This is a genomic window from Burkholderia sp. PU8-34, from assembly GCF_053427725.1.
Genome location: NZ_JBSAXC010000002.1, coordinates 300786 through 316516 on the forward strand (window position 1 = coordinate 300786; position 15731 = coordinate 316516).

Below are 15731 nucleotides of genomic sequence, written 5' to 3' on the forward strand. Positions count from 1 at the left end.
ATAATCGGGGCGCGCTTGCCGGCGGCCCGCCGCGTCGTCCGGCATTCCTTTCCGCTTTCATCTCCGTTTAGAGGACCGACGCGTGAGTCTCTGGTTTCTATTTTTCCTGAGCGTCCTGCAGGGCGTGACCGAACTCTTCCCCGTCAGCAGTCTCGGCCATACGTTGCTCGTGCCGGGGTTGCTCGGCATGCATATCGACAAGCACGCGCCGCAGCTGCTGCCATTCCTCGTCGCGCTGCACCTCGGTACCGCGCTGGCGCTGCTGTGGTATTTCCGTGCTCGATGGATCGCGCTGATCGGCGGTTTCTTCGCGTCGCTCGGTGGCCGCAAGAACGACGACGGGCACCTGATGTGGGCGCTCATCATCGGCACGATCCCGACGGGGATCGTCGGCCTGCTGCTCGAGAAGCGCATCGAGCGCGTGTTTCACGATCTGCGCATCGTCGCGATCGCGCTGATCGTCAACGGCTTGCTGCTGTGGATCGGCGATCGCATCCAGCGCAGCCGCGCGCACCAGGCGCCCGAGAAGCTGACGTTCAAGCAGGCGTTTTTCGTGGGGCTTGCGCAGGTGGGCGCGTTGATTCCCGGTTTTTCGCGCAGCGGCCTGACGATGATCGCCGGCAATGCGGCGGGGCTGACCGCGGAAAAGGCGGCGGAATTCTCGTTCCTGCTCGGTACGCCGATCATCTTCGCGGCGGGCGTGCTCGAGCTGCCGAAGCTGTTCCATGCGCGTGACCAGCTCGTCGACGCGATGCTCGGCGGCGTGCTGACTGCGATTGCGGCTTATTTGAGCGTGCGGTTCCTGATGCGCTATTTCGAAGGGCGCGGGCGGCTGGCGTCGTTCGGTCTGTATTGTGCGGTTGCAGGGGTGTTCTGCCTCGGCTGGTTCATGATCCATCCGCAGCCGGTGTGATGCCCGGCGCGCCGATTCTGGATGATTCGGCGCCGTGATCGGGTATAATTTCGGGCTCGGTTCACGCCGGGCCCGCTTTGTTTGTGTTGCTTGCGTGTCGTGTCTGCTCGCAATTTCGGCCCGCGTCAGGACCGTGTCTTTTCTCCTCGACCGCCCTTAGCTCAGTTGGATAGAGCAACGGCCTTCTAAGCCGTAGGTCACACGTTCGAATCGTGTAGGGCGGGCCAGCCAAATCAAAGAGCTACGACGCTTTTTCTTGTTCATGGCCGGCATCAAGACCGCGTTCGGGATGCCGCCTACCTACGTTAGCTTCGGAAAGCCGCGACCTCGGTCAACAGGTCGCCGTGCGACTGCGAATGGGGGCAACGATCGGTGGGCTGGTTTGCCTGCTGGTCGGCGATGCCCTCGGTGTCCCACTCGAATTGAAGTCGCACGAACAGCTTGCCGTGGGTGAACTGCTCAAATTTGACGAGGAGCATCGCGGGCTTTCAATGCTCCTCGCTCGACCATCAGAGATGCCGCCGACGAATCTGTTCCGATAAACCGCGACGCGGTAACACTACGCTCGTCAACTGCGCGGCTTTCAAGACGGCCTGTGCGCGGCTCTCGCCAACAGCTTCTTTGTCATCTTCTTCGTCGATTCCGTCTGGCAGGTCGCCTGAGCAGCCGGACGCATGGAACCGTCGCCCCATTCTTTGCGCGCAGACTTCTCGCAGGACGCATCGCGCGCCTTCTTCCATTTTGCAATCCTGGCTTCGAGCGCTGCCTTCTGCTCCGGATGCTCGCTCACCTGCTTGTCGACAACCTGCTGCAGCGCACGCTCAGCAATGATTCGGTCGCGCCATGCGCAGAAGTTCATGCTCGTCTGGTTCGAGTCACAGTCAGCGAGCAGCGCATTGACCTCGCTGGCCGGCAACCCGCTCCGTGCGGAGATTTCGTCGGCCGGGGACTGCTCGGCGAAGACGTTGGCTGACGCTACCAGGATCAGTACGAAAGCGATCTTTCTCATTGGCCACCCTGTTGGCGGCGGAACGGCGCAGTTTCGAGGCGTCGACGATTCATGAGCCCATTCGAGCGCACGGGAGCCAAGCGCCGACCGTTAGCGTCGCGCGGGTGGATGTAGACGCGCTGGTTCATGTGGGAGACCACACCGCTGATCGTTGTAGTAGGCCATGACCGCATGCTCGCGGACGCGCAGCGCGGTCCAGCCGGCCTGGCTCAAGCGCATGTTTTCGTTTGCCATCTGTCGCCCTCTCAAAGCGTTGTTCTTGTCCCACGACGGCCGCGTGGACGTCGCACTTTATCATCTGACGGATAACACCAAAATCGAACCGTGCCGGACAAGCTTCCGTGCCGGAGCAGGGCGCGCGCGCTGCCGGGCGATGTGATGGACACTTCATCGTTGTTCCTCGAGCAACGATGCATTCGAAAGAACGGGCTTACCAGTACATTGTTCTATTCGTACACTCCCCCTCAAGGTAGCAGGCGGATTCGCCGTCGCACCTCGATCAATAATCAGGAATCCATTGTCATGAAACCTCTGATCATCGCCGCCGCGCTTGCCGCGGCTCTTGCGGCACCGGTCGAATCGTTCGCGCAGTCCAGCCCGCCGGCCAGCGCCCGCCAGCTCCGCGCGGAACTCGCGGCGCTCGAGAAGGCCGGCTACGACCCCAACGACATGTTCCACTACCCCGAGAACTTGCACGCAGCCGAAGCCAAACTCGCTGCACAAGCCGCGAAGCCGGGCTATGGTAGCGACACCGGTGCAACCGTCGAGTCGGGGCACCACGACTGAGCGATTCATGCGATGGACGACGCGTGATGCCGTGCACGCGTCGCGCCGCGGCGCGGCGACCCGAAGCATCCGCCGGCTACGCATTTTTCGGTGGACTTTTCGGAAGAGTGGCCAAGCCGGTCCACGTGACCTAAGCTGGAGCGATCCCCAGTAACGATCACGCCTGGACTCGCAATCGGGCAATGGCGGGGCGATGCACATCTCAGATCTGACCTCGCTTCAAGCGCGTGAAGTTTGTGCCGCGCGAGCGATCATGCCCGGCGCCGGGGGCGCGTGTTTCATGACGGAGGCTGGTATGTCGGAACGCATCGTTGTCGACGAAAGCGGCTATCTGTGTTTCTGCGAAGCATACGAAGAACCGCTGGGCGTCTGGCATGCGCTGGTCAGGTTCGAACGCAAGAGCGACCACACGGCGATGAAGGCGCACATCCCGGGCATGACTCACAAGATCGATGAGAAATTTGCGACCCATCATGAAGCGATGGAGAACGCGAAAGCCTATGCGAGGTTTCGGGCGTCGAAAGGCGATACCGGTCTGTAGGCATCGCCGATTCGCGTCCACACCCGGCGTGTCACGGCCTCGGGTCGAGGCCGCGCCGACGCTGATCCTTTCATTGCCCGGCGCCGCAACCCCATCCGTCACCTTGCGCACCGGCAACGTCATCACGAACCGCGCCCCGCCAAGCGGCGAATCCTCGAGCCGCACGTTGCCGCCATGCACAAGCGCCAGCGCGCCGTCGTTTCCTCCCTTTGCGACAAGCGTCACCGTGCTCGCCGCATAACGCGCGCCGTTGCGGATCAGGTTCGGCAGCGCGCGCGACGAGCTTCGGATCGCAGACATGCGTGCCGGCGGCCGACGCGCTGTCACGACAATCGAACACAATTGCGCACAGTTTCGCGTCGGTTCACTTGCGCCTTCGGCGCACGGCGGCCAGTGCGTAGCAGGATATCGCTCGCCACATCGGGCGCGTCCTGGATTACTGTAAGATTCGATTTTCCTTACGCGCGAGCCGGGCCGTGATCGCTCGCGCGACCACCGGAAACGGAGACACCCTTGAAAGACCTGACATCGATTATCGTCGCGATGGTTGCATGCGCATCGATCGCAGGATGTGCCAACCCCGGCCGGAACACGACAGGGACCGCAATGCCGAGCGCCGGAACTTCCGAAGCAGCCACCTCCTGCAACGCCGATGCGGCCACTGACGACGCACTGATCGGCAAGTCCGAAGCGCAAGCGGCCGCGATGCTCGGCGGATGCGCGTGGCGTGTCGGCGAACGCGACGGCCAGTCGTTGCCGGGAACGATGGATTACCGCGAAGACCGCCGAAACCTGGGCGTCAAGGCAGGCAAGGTGATCTGGGTGCGTCGCGGTTGATCGTCGTGCGCGGTACTTTCGAAAATCGCTGATGGACGATCTGCTGTCATTCTACGAACGGGAACTGGCCTTGCTGCGTCATCGGGCGCGCGAGTTTGCCGACCGATACCCGAAGGCCGCGGCCCGCATGCGGCTCACGAGCGGGGCGGACGGCGGCAGCGACGATCCCCATGTCGAGCGGCTGTTCGAATCGTTCGCATTGTTGAGCGCGCGCGCGTCGTGCGCCATCGACGACGACTACCCGGAATTCACGAAGGCGCTGGTCGAGGCGCTGTATCCGCATTATCTGCGTTCGTTTCCGTCGTGTTCGATTGCCTGCTTCGACGTCGACGCGAGCCGCGCCGCGCAGATGTCGGCGGCGGTCGTCGTTCCGCGAGGCACCGAACTGTACAGCCGGCCGGTGAAGGGCGCCAAGATGTTCTTCCGGACCGCGTATGACGTGACACTGTCGCCGCTGCAACTGACGGACGTGCGCTTTCATGGCGTCGCGCAGGCGCCTCGATCGCTGCGCCTATCGCCCGATGCGAGCGCGCAGATTGCGCTGACATTCACGATCCGGTCGCCGCATGCGTCGATCGCCGAACTGAAGCAGGACAGCGTGCGGCTTTACGTCTGCGGGGCGCCGCTCGTCAGCGGGGCGCTGCGCGATGCGCTGTCGATTCGCGCGCTGCAAGCGTTCGTCGAACCGGCGGACGGCGGCCGCTGGGTCGCGCTCGACCACGTGCCGTTCTCGGCCGTCGGCACGGCGCCGGAGCACAGCCTGATCCCGCGTCCCGCAACCGGGCATCCGGCCTATCCGTTGCTGATGGAATACTTCGCGTATCCGGAGAAGTTCGGTTTCTTCGACTGCGACCTGCGTCAGGCGGGCCGTGTGGGCGGGCGGCAATTTACGCTGCATCTGCTGCTGAAGGACGTCGCGGCCGATTCCGCCGCGGCACGCGCGCTGGAAGGGCTGGACGCCACGCACGTGATGCTCGGCTGCACGCCGGTCGTCAACCTGTTCGAAGCCACCGGCAAGCTCGGCCGGCAACCGGACGCATCGTCGCCGGTGGCGCAAATGTATCCGCTCGTCGTCGACGAGCAGAACGCCTTTGCGTGCGAGATTCATTCGGTCGATGCGGTGACGCAGGTCGAGTCGGCGCCGGAGGGCGAGCGGACCGTCGCGATCCGGCCGTTGCATGCGCTGTACCACGGCGCAGAGCCGACGCACGCGGCGCTGTACTGGCGCACGCACCGGGACGCGCTGGCCGCGAAGAGCCCGCCCGGCCACGAGATGTCGCTCGGCTTCATCGACCGCGCGCTCGAGCCTGCTTCGCCGCCGCCGGTCCTGAACCTGTCGCTCACGTGTACCAATCGCGATCTGCCTGAGCAACTGTCGCACGGGGCGCCGGGCGGCGACCTGATGATGGAGGGGGGCACGCTGGCGAGACGCGTCAACCTGCTGCATCGACCCACGCGGCCGTTGCCGTTCCGCGACGAGCGCGGCGCGATGTGGCGGCTGGTCTCGCTGCTGTCGGTCAATTCGGTGCTGCTGTCAGGGGGAGCGGAATCCGTGCGGGACGTGCTGAGGCTTCACGATCGGGCGGGCTCGCCGGCGACCGTGCGGCAAATCGACGGCGTCGTCGATGTGTCGCACAAGACGGTGACGGCCTGGGTGGCCCGCAAGCCGTTCGCGAGCGTCATGCGTGGCCTGGAAATCCGCGTCGTCGTCGACGAAGATCAGTTCGCGGGCACCGGCATCAATACGTTCGCGCAGTTGATGGATGGCCTCCTCGGCCAATATGCGCCGCCGACTGCGTTTAGCCAGCTGGTGCTGGTGTCGAGCCGGGATGGCGGCGAACTGTGCCGCTGCGCGCGTCGGGCGGGCAGCGGAATGCTGCTTTGAGCGGCGCGGCGCCAGGCTCGGCCGGGGTGTCCCGTCACGCTGCCGCGGCAAGCGGCTGCGACGTGGCCGGCGCGGTAGCGGCCGGGGCGACCGGCATCACGCCACGCGCGACCGGGTCGCTGGTCGACACTGCCAGGATGGCCTGCTGTTCGTCGCTTGCGCGATCGCCGGCGATTGCGAGCACGCTCAAGGCGAGCGCCGCGCCGCTTTCACCGTTGGCGAGGCCGAGGTGCCGGCAGCGTGCGGCGGCATCGTCGGGCCAAGCCCGCGCGGTTGCGCCGACGATTTCCGTGCGCCGGCTGCTTCGCTGATCGGCGTCGCTGACGAGCCCGCCGGCGGGCACGCCGATGCAGGCTGTCGACAGGCGCGCGCGGGCTGCATCGAGCAGGTGTTCGAGCGTGCCCGGTTTCGCATTGCCGGGATGATCCGCGGAGGTCGCACGATGCGCTGCGGCGAGGCGGTGTATCTGCGGCGCCGGCATCGCGCGCGCGGTGTCGGGATGTCCGAGCAGCAGCGCGCAGGCGCCTTCCCCGGGCGTGCGCCCGTTCGGGCAGTTCTGACCGTAGAGCCGGCCGCCGCGGTCCAGTGCATCGATCGACTCCTGGCTCGACAGCGAGTCGCAAGCGAGCACGACATGGCTGTCGGCCGATGGCTGCAGGTGCACGGATTGAATCAGTTCATCGACGACGGCCCACGCCTGCACGGGATTGGCGACAGTGCGCGTCTGCACGCGCTCGATGCCGGGCGCCAGACGCTCGCGGGCGATGTGCGCGTCGAGCCACGCGGCAAGCGTCGCCGCGACCGGCTGCCAGCGCTCGGGCAGCAGCAGGTGCAGCTTGAGCCGTTCGGCGCCCGGGGAGGTGTCCGCCAGCGCCGCATGGCGTTCGAGGAGTTCGTCGAGCGCGTCAGCGGTGAGCATGAGTCCGCGCCAATGTTCGTCTTTCAGCGTGTCGCGAATGCCGGGCGGCAACAGGTCCTTGTCGAAGCGGTCGAGCGAGACGGTATCGACACGGGCGGCAAACACGCTCGTGCCATCGGTCCGCTGCAGGTCCGGATGCAGGCCGACGACACGTTCGTCGCGCGCGGCCGCCTCGACTTCGGCTGTCGTCGTGCCGGTCGGCAGCCGCACGCTGCTGTCGAGCAGCGCGATCGTCCACGGTCGCGACGCATCGCCTTGCGCCGGTGCCGGCGCCGCGGGCCCGGACGAAGGCGACGTGCCGGCGGCCTGCGGTCGTACCGGAACGCGTGACGCGCGTGCCCGGTCGAGCGCCCGGCGTCCCCACGCGATGGCCGCGGCGAGCGCGGCCGGCAGGGCAATGCCGAACAGCATCAGTTCGGTGCCGGTCGGCGGGTGATAGCTCGCCTTCCACCACGCGAATACCGCGCCCCATACCAGTGCGAACACCGCGGCCACGAACGCCGTCTTGCGCAACAGCTTGACCATTCCCGTCGGATCCCCGCGTCAGGTGCCGTCGCTGCCGGTCGTCGTGCTCGCGATCAGGGTCGCGCCGCAGGCGGTCTTGTAGCCGTCGCGGGCCACGCCTTCGCCTTGCACGATCATCGTGTCGTCGCCGTCGACGATGCGGTTCGGGCCATGAATCGGACACGTGACCTTGTCGTTGCGGCGCGCGATGCCGCGGCCGTCAACCGACGACGCGGTCGCGGCACTGGTGACGGTGCCGCCGTGAGTGTGCCTGTCGCCGAGAACGATGAACGGTTTTGTCATGTGTGTGGGGTTCCTTGCCGGACGCCCTGCTGGCGTGAATCGGGCTGGCGGCCGGCGCCAGCATGCGGGCTCGATTCTACTGGATGAAAGCAATCAGAAAAGGTGTGAGTGCACATATCGGCAAATATTGCCTTTCAGGGAATATTTGCCGATTTACATTAAATGTTGATTATTGGCTTGCGTGGAGCGTATTTGATTACCAGTTGTCGATTAATTGGCGCTATGTGATTGAAATCGGCAGCATGTTTCTAGTGGCGACACATGCCATCGTAAATTACAATAGAAAGCTTAAAATACGGGCGCATCGGCCGGCGTGATGCGCGCGCGAGCCGGGACGGCCACGCGCGCCGGTCGCCTGCAGGTTTCGGTCGTGCCGTCGGCAGTTGGTGTGTCGTCCCGTTTTCGTCACGATGAAACGAATTTAAAAACGGTTGGATCCTGAGAGAGCGGGACTCGCATGAGCATCATCGCGGAATTCGCGTCGTTTTTCGGCGCCTTCAATCGCCTGTATTCGCTGGAGGGCGCGGAGCAGCTGTCGTCGTTGCAGATCGAACGCTGGGCAGGCCGTGAAGCGCTTTCCGGGAATTTTCAATGGGACGTTCACGCGCTCGCGACGGATCCCGGGCTGGATCTCGAGGCCATGCTCGGGCAGCGCGCGGCGATCCGGACGACGCTGTCGGACGGCACGGCCGTGCTGCGCAGCGGGCTCGTCGCGGAGGCGGCGTGCGTGGGTTATGACGGGGGCCTCGCGCGGTACGTCCTGCAACTGGTGCCCTGGCTGGCCGCGCTGACGCACGCGCGCGACGAGCGCACTTTCATGAACCGGAATATCGCGGAGGTGCTCGACGCGGTGTTCGCGCCGTACGGCGCGATCGCGCGCTGGCGCTTCACGGCGGATGCGAGCCGGCGCATCGATGCGCTGGGCGCCTGCGCATATCGCGTGCAGTACCGTACCTACACCCACTTCGATTTCGTCTGTCACCTGCTCGCCGATGCAGGGCTCGGCTTCTGTTTCGTCGAGGATGCCGATGCGCCGGCCGGCCATACGATGCTGATATTCGACGATAGCACGCAACTGCCCGAGGACGACACGTCCGCGCGGCTGGGGGGCGTGCCGCGGCGGCTGAGCGGCATGGCGACGGAAGCCGACGACATGATCGTGGGCATCGGGCAGTCGCTGTCGCTGACCGCGGACCGCATCACGCTGATCAGCAGCGACTATCGCAGCAACCAGTCGACGACGGCCGGCGCGACCGTCGGCAGACCGAACGGCGCGCGCGAGCTGTACGACGACGTCGGGCCGGAGGCATTCGACAGCCTGCGCGACGCGGAGGCTGTCGCGCGGCGGCATGCCGATGCAGTCGTTTCCCAGGCGCGTTTCTGGACGGGCTACAGCACGTTGCGTACCGCGCGGGCCGGACGCGCGCTGCGGATTGCCGACGCCGCGTGGCCGGTGTCGCGCGGCGGCGCGCAGCCGCCGGACGCGCTTCTCGTGACCGGCGTCGAGCATGCCGGAGTCAACAATCTGCCGGCGGCCGTGATCGAGGCCGTCGAACGCACGCTCGGCCCATTGCCGCTGACGGCGCTCGATCCGCGCGTGCTGAGGCTGGCGAAGGCGGGCGGCTACGCGAACCGGTTCTCCGCAGCGGCGCGCGTGCAGGCGTGGCGGCCGACACTCGACGACGGCACCGGGCAGCGGCTCAATCCGTCGCCTACGGCGCTCGGTGCGCAAACCGCCATCGTGGTCGGCCCGCGGGGCGAGTCGCAACCGGGCGCGACGGGGCCGGTGCATACCGACGCGCAAGGCCGGTTGCGCGTGCGCTTCCACTGGCAGGCGGACGACGACACCGGCACGTATCCGACGCGCGCGATCCAGCGGCTTGCGAGCGAAGGGCACGGCCTGCAACAGACGCCGCGCATCGGCCAAGAGGTGCTCGTGCAGTTCCACAACGGCCTGATTCACCGGCCGATCGTGCTCGGCGGGCTGTTCAACGGCCGTGGCGAGGGCGGCGAATCGCCATCGCCGGGCGGCGCGGCCGGACAGCCGCTCGACGAGTCGGTGTACACGCAGGCGGCGGACCACGCGGCGAGCGCGCAAGGCAATGCCGCGGGCGGCCATGGCCCCGCGTGGCACGGCGCGGGCGGCGGCGCGAATCGCCACCATCACGCCGGCGCGCTGTCGGGCTTCAAGAGCCAGGGATTCGACGGACAAGGCCACAACCAGCTGGTCGCGGACGACAGTGACGGCATGGGTCGCATGCAGATGGCGACGACGCAGGCGGCGACGCAGCTCAACATCGGCCATTTGCGCCACCAGGCCGACAACTATCTCGGGAGTTTCCGCGGCCAGGGCGTCGAGTTGCGCACCGATGCATACGGCGCGGTGCGCGCCGCGCGCGGCCTGCTGATTTCGAGCTATGCGCCGGCGGGCACGGCCCAGCCGGCAGGCGACGTATCGGCGCTGCAGTCGCTGCTCGCGCAACAGGCGGACCTCGCACGGCGCTTCGGCAAGACCGCCGATACGCACCGGACGCTGCCGTTCGCTGCAGAGCGCGGCGTGGACGCGGCCGGGCAGTCGGCGCTGAACGGCCAGGCCGCGCCGCTCGATGCGCTCGCGCAGAGCTTCGGCACGACGGTCGGCGCGCGCGGCTACGAGCAGGCGGCGGCCGATGCGTCGCGCCGTGCGGCCGGCAACGCGCTGCCGCATAGCGGCGACGCGGTGCTCGGAATCGACGCAAAGGGCAGTCACGGGCTGATCGCCGGACAGGCGTTGCAATGGGCGGCAGGCGAAACGCTGACCGTCGGCAGCGGCCACGACGCGAGCGTCGCGGTCGGGCAGCTGCTGCGTATTCACAGCGGGCAGGCGATCGGCTGGCTGGCCGGCGCGAGCCACGCGAGCGGCGTCGGCATGAGCGTGATCGCGGGCAAGGACGGCCTGACGCTGCAGGCCCAGCGCGACGTGCTCGGCCTGCGCGCGCGGGACGACCTGAAAGTCGCGTCGGCGAGCGCCGATGTCGAGATCGCGGCGAAGCAGGCCGTGCATCTTGCGGTCAGTGGTGGCGCGCACGTGACGATCGAAGGTGGCAACGTCACGTTCGGATGTCCGGGCAAGTTCGTCGTGTACGCGGGGCAGCACGCATTCGTCGGCCCCGATCAGCTCGATATGCCGCTGCCGCAGTTTCCCGAGAAAGCCGGCGGCGCCGAATGCCTGCCGCACGCGATGCAGCCGGGCGGCACGCCGGCCGGCAAGGCGATCTGAGGGAGCCTTCTCCTGCCGACCGGGCGCGCCGATTGCCGCGATGCCGGTGAACCGAATTGATACCAACCAGCCGACGCGAAGCGGATTCGCGCACGATTGCCGAGAAACGACATGGATCTTGTTGCCGCATTGACAGGTTACGGACAAGCGACCCGCCATATCCAGATCGATACCGCGATGCCCGGCGCATTCGTGGTCGAGCGCTTTCACGGTCGTGAAGGCATCAACGAATCTTTCCGGTTCGAGATCGACGTGCTGTCGAACGAGCCGTTCCTCGATCTGACGCCGCTGATCGGCAGCGCTGCGCGGCTGCGCGTCGCGACAGGCGCCGGCGAACGATGCTGGAACGGCTATGTCACGCAGGCGGCCTACGCGGATAGCGACGGCGAGATCACGCGCTACCGGCTCACGCTGGAATCGTGGCTCGCGCTGCTGAAGTTGCGCCGCAACTGCCTGTACTTCGTCGATCTCGACACCGAAGGCCTCTGCGCCCGCGTGTTCGGCGACTATCCGGAAGCCCGCTGGCGCTTCGGGCTGACGGAGGCGGGGCGTACGTTCGCGCTGCGCGGCCAGTATCGCGAAACCGACCTGGACTTCGTGCTGCGGCAATTGTCGGAGGCCGGCCTGTCGTTTCGCATCGAGCACGCGCAGGACGGGCACGACGACCCGTCCGGCGATCATGCGGTGGTCGTGTTCGACCGCCGTGCCGCGCTGCCGAACGGCAGCACGATCCCGTTCAACCTGCAGGACGTCGGCGATCCGGATGGTGTGATCACGCAGTTTTCGGAGCGCCATCAGCTCGTGCCGGACCGGGTGGTCGCGACGAGCTGGAAGGCGAGCGAGCTGCATGCACTCGCGGGGCAGGCGGAGCAGCCGGCCGATGCCGACGCGCCCGTGCTGCCGGTGCGGGAAATCTACGACGGTCAGCGGGCCGGCCGCTTCGACACGAGCGGGGACGCGCAGCATTACGCGGAGCAGCGTCTCGACGCGCTGCAACTGCCGAAACGGATCCACTATGGCGCGGGTTCGTCGCGCACGCTCGAGGTCGGCAAGATCCATGCGCTGACCGGATACCGCGACCGCACCGTCATGTTCGTCCCGCTGTCGATCGAGCACGAGGCGGTCAACAACCTGGGCGCGCAGATCGGGCAGTTGCTGGAATGTGGCGAACTCGACAAGGGGCTGTACCGCAACCGCTTCGTCGCGGTGCCGGAAGGGGCCGCGATCGTGCCGCCGTTCCGTGACCGTCCGATCGTCCATGGCGTGCAGACGGCGATCGTCGTCGGCGAGCCGGGCAGCCGCGTCAGCAGCACGCGCGATCACCAGGTGCGCATCCAGTTTCCGTGGATGCGCGGCGTTGCGCCGCTGCCGGGCGGGCTGACCGATACGGCGAGCCGATCCAACCCGGCGGGCCACGCGCCCGGCGATCACCGTGCCGGTGTGCCGGTGCGCATCGCCGAGCAGGCGGCCGGCCCGAACTTCGGGCATGCGTTCATGCCGCGCGTGGGCGCCGAGGTCGTGGTCGGTTTCGAATCGGGGAACATCGACATGCCGGTCGTGCTCGGCCAGGTGTATGGCGGACGGGTGCGGCCGCCGTTCGCGGCGGGCGAAGGCAGCGACGCGAACCATCCGGGCACGCTGACCGGCCTGCAGACGCAAACGCTCGACGGGCAACCTGGCAGCCGCTGGGTGATGGACGATGCGGCCGGCCAGCTGCGCCACGAGTTGAGCAACGCGACCGCGAGCAGCCGTCTCGCGCAAGGCTATCTGATCGACCAGCAGGGCACGATGCGCGGTGCGTACCGCGGCGAAGGCTTCGAGCTGTCGACGCAGGGATGGGGCGTCGTGCGGGCCGGCGAAGGCGTGCTCGTGTCGAGCACCGCGCGACATCTCGGTGCATCGACGCAGATGGATGTCGCCGAGCGCGTCGAGCAGCTCAAGGACGCGATCAAGGTCGCGCACGAACTCGATGCGGCGGCAACGGGCGCGCAGGCAGTCGGCCTGACCGCGAACACGGCGCAGGCCGATTTCCTGAAGGCGATCGATCCGGCGCAGGACGGCAAGTACACGGGGGCCGTGAACGGCCAGAGCGCGACCAAGCCGAACGGAACGCAGCGCGATGGCGGCGATCCGGTCGAGCGGTTCGCGACGCCCGCAGTGCTGATGGAATCGCCCGAGAACATTGCGATCACGACGCCGGACAGCGCGGTGTCGTATGCGGCGCAGCATGTGCACGTGACGTCGCACGGCGATGCGCACGTGGGCGCGGGCGCGACGGTGGCCGCCGCGGCGGGCGATGCGGTGAGCCTGTACAGCGTCGCGGGCGGGCTCAAGGCGATTGCCGGCGACGGGCCCGTGAGCGTCGAGGCGCATGCGTCGACGATGGAGATTCTCGCGGACCAGACGGTGCGCATCACGTCGACCGACGAGCGCGTCGACGTGCTCGCGCAGGACGCGATCGTGCTGCAGCAGGGGCCGAACCGGATCACGCTGAAGGGCGGCGACATTGTTGTCGAGACGCCGGGGCAGTTCATGGTGAAGTCGGGCGGGCATCCGTTCCCGGGGCCGCGGGCGGCGAGTGTGAAGCTGCCGGCGTTGCCGGTGTTGCCGCAGGGGGATCCGTGCGATTTTCTGGTGCGGGCGCTGGCGAGCAGTCCGGCGGGGGGCGGGGCGTCTGCCTCGGCAGGCGCGGCGGCCGTGTCGGCGGGTGCTGAAGCGGCAGCCGGCGACGTGGCGCCGGGCGTCGGCGTGTCGTCGCATGTGGCGAGGGCGCCTGTCAAGGCCCCAAGCCAGTTCGCGGCATCGGCGTCGACACCGGCCGCATCCGATTCGCCGGCCGGTCCGCTGCCTTCGGGCACGGCTGCCGGCCAGCAACAACACGCGTCCGGGAAGAGCGGTGGCGAGCACGGCGCGCCATGCAGCCTTCACGTGCCGGCCGTGAAGGAGCTTGACTACGTCGTCGATATGGGTTGCGTCGACTATTACGAGACCGACGCGAACGGCAAGCCGGTCCTCGACGATCACAAGGAAATGCACCTCAATGCGTTGTCCGGCAGTACCGGAAAGTACGACATCGAATATTCTCCGGCGACGTCCACGTTGACGGCGACGGTTCGCGTCAAGATTCACCTCAAGGATCAACACGATGTCAAATATGGCGCGGACGTACGGGACAAGGCAACGGGCAAGATGATTTCCATTCCATATGACAGTACGGCAACGCTTCCGCCGGGAGTCGTCCGGAGAATCGTCGATCGGCCGGGGGGATTGGCCGATGCATCGGGTTTCAAGAAACGGATCGAGGCTTGCCTGAATCAGCACAATTACTACATGCAGCCGAAGCAATGCCCTCTCGGCAATGCGTGTACGTGCAAGGTCAAATTGAAAGCGGAAGTGGAGTTCGTCGATGACGGACGATTCCACGCCAGCGTGAATCTGTTTCCCAAGGAGGCCAGGGCGGATTCCGAGAACTGGGGCGAGGTATCGGTCGAGTGGGACGAAGACGCAGACGCATACGTCACGCTGGATGCGCCGAACGTCATGGCACACGAAACCGGGCACTTGTTCGGCTGGCCGGACGAGTACTTCGAGAACAGCGGTGCTGTGTACGGGAAATACATCAACTCGCACAAGCTCGTTGATGTGAAGATGAAGCAGCTCGTAGACAACTGGCAGCGGACGACTCCGACGAACCTGATGGGAGAGGGGGCCGTCAAGACGGTGTCGGAGGTGCCGCGATTCTATTTTTACGGATTTCGGGATTGGTTTAAAAGGAAAACCCGGATCGAATGGGAGGTGCGGGAATGACGCGGCGCGCCTCGTTCGTTCTGGTATCGATGCTTCTATTCGGGGTGACGGAAATGGCGTTTGGCGAGAATAACTCGGACTACTTCGAGATCAGGAGCAGCGCGGGGCAGTTGAGGCCCACACCGCCTATGGTCTTCGTGATCGAGAACGGGCGCGTTGCATATTATTCGCGCGGACGAGACCTCGATATCACGCCGCAATCGCGGTACATGGGTATCGGCAAATACACGGCGGAACTGGACGAACGATATCGACCCGCGATCGATGAGATCAAGCGTGTTCTGGCCAATCATGAAATTCCGTCGGTGCGAGCGGCCAATGTCGGCTCCGTGCTCAAATACGCGTTCGATCTGAACGGGCAACACTACGAGGGATCCCACCAGTATCGGGTCGCCGACGAGTTCAATTACAAGCTTCCCGTCTTTTATGAACTTGCGCAGGATCTGCTTGCGCACGGCAAAGCGGAAATCAATCTGCATCCGGATTTCGCAGTACGTCCTGTGGCGGGCGGCCTGATGGTCGATCTCGTCTTCAGGAACGACGGGACGCAGGAAGTGACGATCGATGGTCCGGAGAAGTGGTCCCCCGAGCTCCGAGGTCTGGCATTGCAATATGTCCAGATCGGCGCACTCGGTGAATCGGGTGTCGCCTTCAAGGTCAGATTGATCGACAGGTATCTGAATGATGCGTCGCGTCGCTATGCGCAGACGATCGGGATCCAGCCCGGCCAGGCCGCCAAAGTCGAATTTGTCGTGCCCTATGCCGCGCTGACCTTCGGTGCAAACTCATCGGCCCAACGAATCCAGTCGGGCAAGTACCGGATGTCGGGGACCGTGAGTGTCGATATCCGTTCGCCATCCGAAATGAAGGGCAGGATATTTACGCCGATGGATAAGCTTCCTGCGGTCGAATTGACGGAGCCATGACGTGAACTCTACGCCGCCGCATGCGCGCACATTGACAACACC

12 protein-coding genes, 1 tRNA gene and 1 pseudogene are annotated in these 15731 nt (G+C 66.0%); 9 read left to right on the forward strand and 5 right to left on the reverse strand.

Features of this window, described 5'->3' with window-relative positions:
• Nucleotides 1-82: 82 nt before the first annotated feature.
• On the forward strand, nt 83-913 hold the full coding sequence (locus ACV22Z_RS06085) for an undecaprenyl-diphosphate phosphatase (protein WP_448075420.1): 831 nt from the start codon (nt 83-85) through the stop codon (nt 911-913).
• A gap of 150 nt (nt 914-1063) precedes the next feature.
• A tRNA-Arg gene (locus ACV22Z_RS06090) sits at nt 1064-1140 on the forward strand.
• Between the two features lie 78 nt (nt 1141-1218).
• Here ACV22Z_RS06090 and ACV22Z_RS06095 read toward each other — a convergent pair.
• Both ACV22Z_RS06095 and ACV22Z_RS06100 read right to left on the reverse strand, forming a co-directional pair.
• A complete protein-coding gene (locus tag ACV22Z_RS06095) occupies nt 1219-1392 on the reverse strand; it encodes a hypothetical protein (protein ID WP_448075421.1) in 174 nt (57 codons plus the stop codon).
• Between the two features lie 104 nt (nt 1393-1496).
• The gene (locus ACV22Z_RS06100) at nt 1497-1922 is read right to left on the reverse strand and encodes a lysozyme inhibitor LprI family protein (protein WP_448075422.1); all 426 of its coding nucleotides are present in this window, start codon (nt 1920-1922) and stop codon (nt 1497-1499) included.
• Nucleotides 1923-2444: 522 nt separating this feature from the next.
• On the opposite strand from ACV22Z_RS06100, the gene ACV22Z_RS06105 reads away from it, so the two are divergent.
• A complete protein-coding gene (locus ACV22Z_RS06105; RefSeq protein WP_448075423.1) occupies nt 2445-2708 on the forward strand; it encodes a DUF4148 domain-containing protein in 264 nt (87 codons plus the stop codon).
• A 622-nt stretch (nt 2709-3330) separates the two neighbouring features.
• Here the strand turns inward: ACV22Z_RS06105 and ACV22Z_RS06110 are convergent.
• Nucleotides 3331-3562 (reverse strand): annotated as a pseudogene (locus tag ACV22Z_RS06110) (two-component sensor histidine kinase); the annotation flags it as partial.
• Between the two features lie 200 nt (nt 3563-3762).
• On the opposite strand from ACV22Z_RS06110, the gene ACV22Z_RS06115 reads away from it, so the two are divergent.
• Together ACV22Z_RS06115 and tssF are read left to right on the forward strand one after the other, a co-directional pair.
• Nucleotides 3763-4086, forward strand: coding sequence for a hypothetical protein (locus tag ACV22Z_RS06115; protein ID WP_448075424.1), 324 nt, complete (start codon nt 3763-3765; stop codon nt 4084-4086).
• Between the two features lie 31 nt (nt 4087-4117).
• The gene (gene tssF, locus ACV22Z_RS06120; protein WP_448075425.1) at nt 4118-5971 is read left to right on the forward strand and encodes a type VI secretion system baseplate subunit TssF; all 1854 of its coding nucleotides are present in this window, start codon (nt 4118-4120) and stop codon (nt 5969-5971) included.
• Between the two features lie 34 nt (nt 5972-6005).
• Here tssF and ACV22Z_RS06125 read toward each other — a convergent pair whose 3' ends face one another.
• Nucleotides 6006-7415 (reverse strand): hypothetical protein, encoded by a 1410-nt coding sequence (locus tag ACV22Z_RS06125; RefSeq protein ID WP_448075426.1) that lies wholly within the window; start codon nt 7413-7415, stop codon nt 6006-6008.
• A gap of 18 nt (nt 7416-7433) precedes the next feature.
• Nucleotides 7434-7697, reverse strand: a complete 264-nt coding sequence (locus tag ACV22Z_RS06130; RefSeq protein WP_448075427.1) for a PAAR domain-containing protein — start codon at nt 7695-7697, stop codon at nt 7434-7436.
• A gap of 83 nt (nt 7698-7780) precedes the next feature.
• On the opposite strand from ACV22Z_RS06130, the gene ACV22Z_RS06135 reads away from it, so the two are divergent.
• From ACV22Z_RS06135 to ACV22Z_RS06150, 4 genes are all read left to right on the forward strand, one after another.
• A complete protein-coding gene (locus ACV22Z_RS06135; RefSeq protein ID WP_448075428.1) occupies nt 7781-8014 on the forward strand; it encodes a hypothetical protein in 234 nt (77 codons plus the stop codon).
• A gap of 140 nt (nt 8015-8154) precedes the next feature.
• Entirely contained in the window at nt 8155-10956 is a 2802-nt protein-coding gene (locus ACV22Z_RS06140; protein ID WP_448075429.1) for a type VI secretion system Vgr family protein, read from the forward strand.
• A 111-nt stretch (nt 10957-11067) separates the two neighbouring features.
• The gene (gene tssI, locus ACV22Z_RS06145) at nt 11068-14763 is read left to right on the forward strand and encodes a type VI secretion system tip protein TssI/VgrG (protein ID WP_448075430.1); all 3696 of its coding nucleotides are present in this window, start codon (nt 11068-11070) and stop codon (nt 14761-14763) included.
• Nucleotides 14760-15689 carry a hypothetical protein gene (locus ACV22Z_RS06150; protein WP_448075431.1) on the forward strand — a complete coding sequence of 310 codons (930 nt, stop codon included), beginning with the start codon at nt 14760-14762 and terminating at the stop codon, nt 15687-15689. Before tssI ends, ACV22Z_RS06150 begins: the two co-directional genes overlap by 4 nt.
• Nucleotides 15690-15731 lie beyond the last annotated feature (42 nt).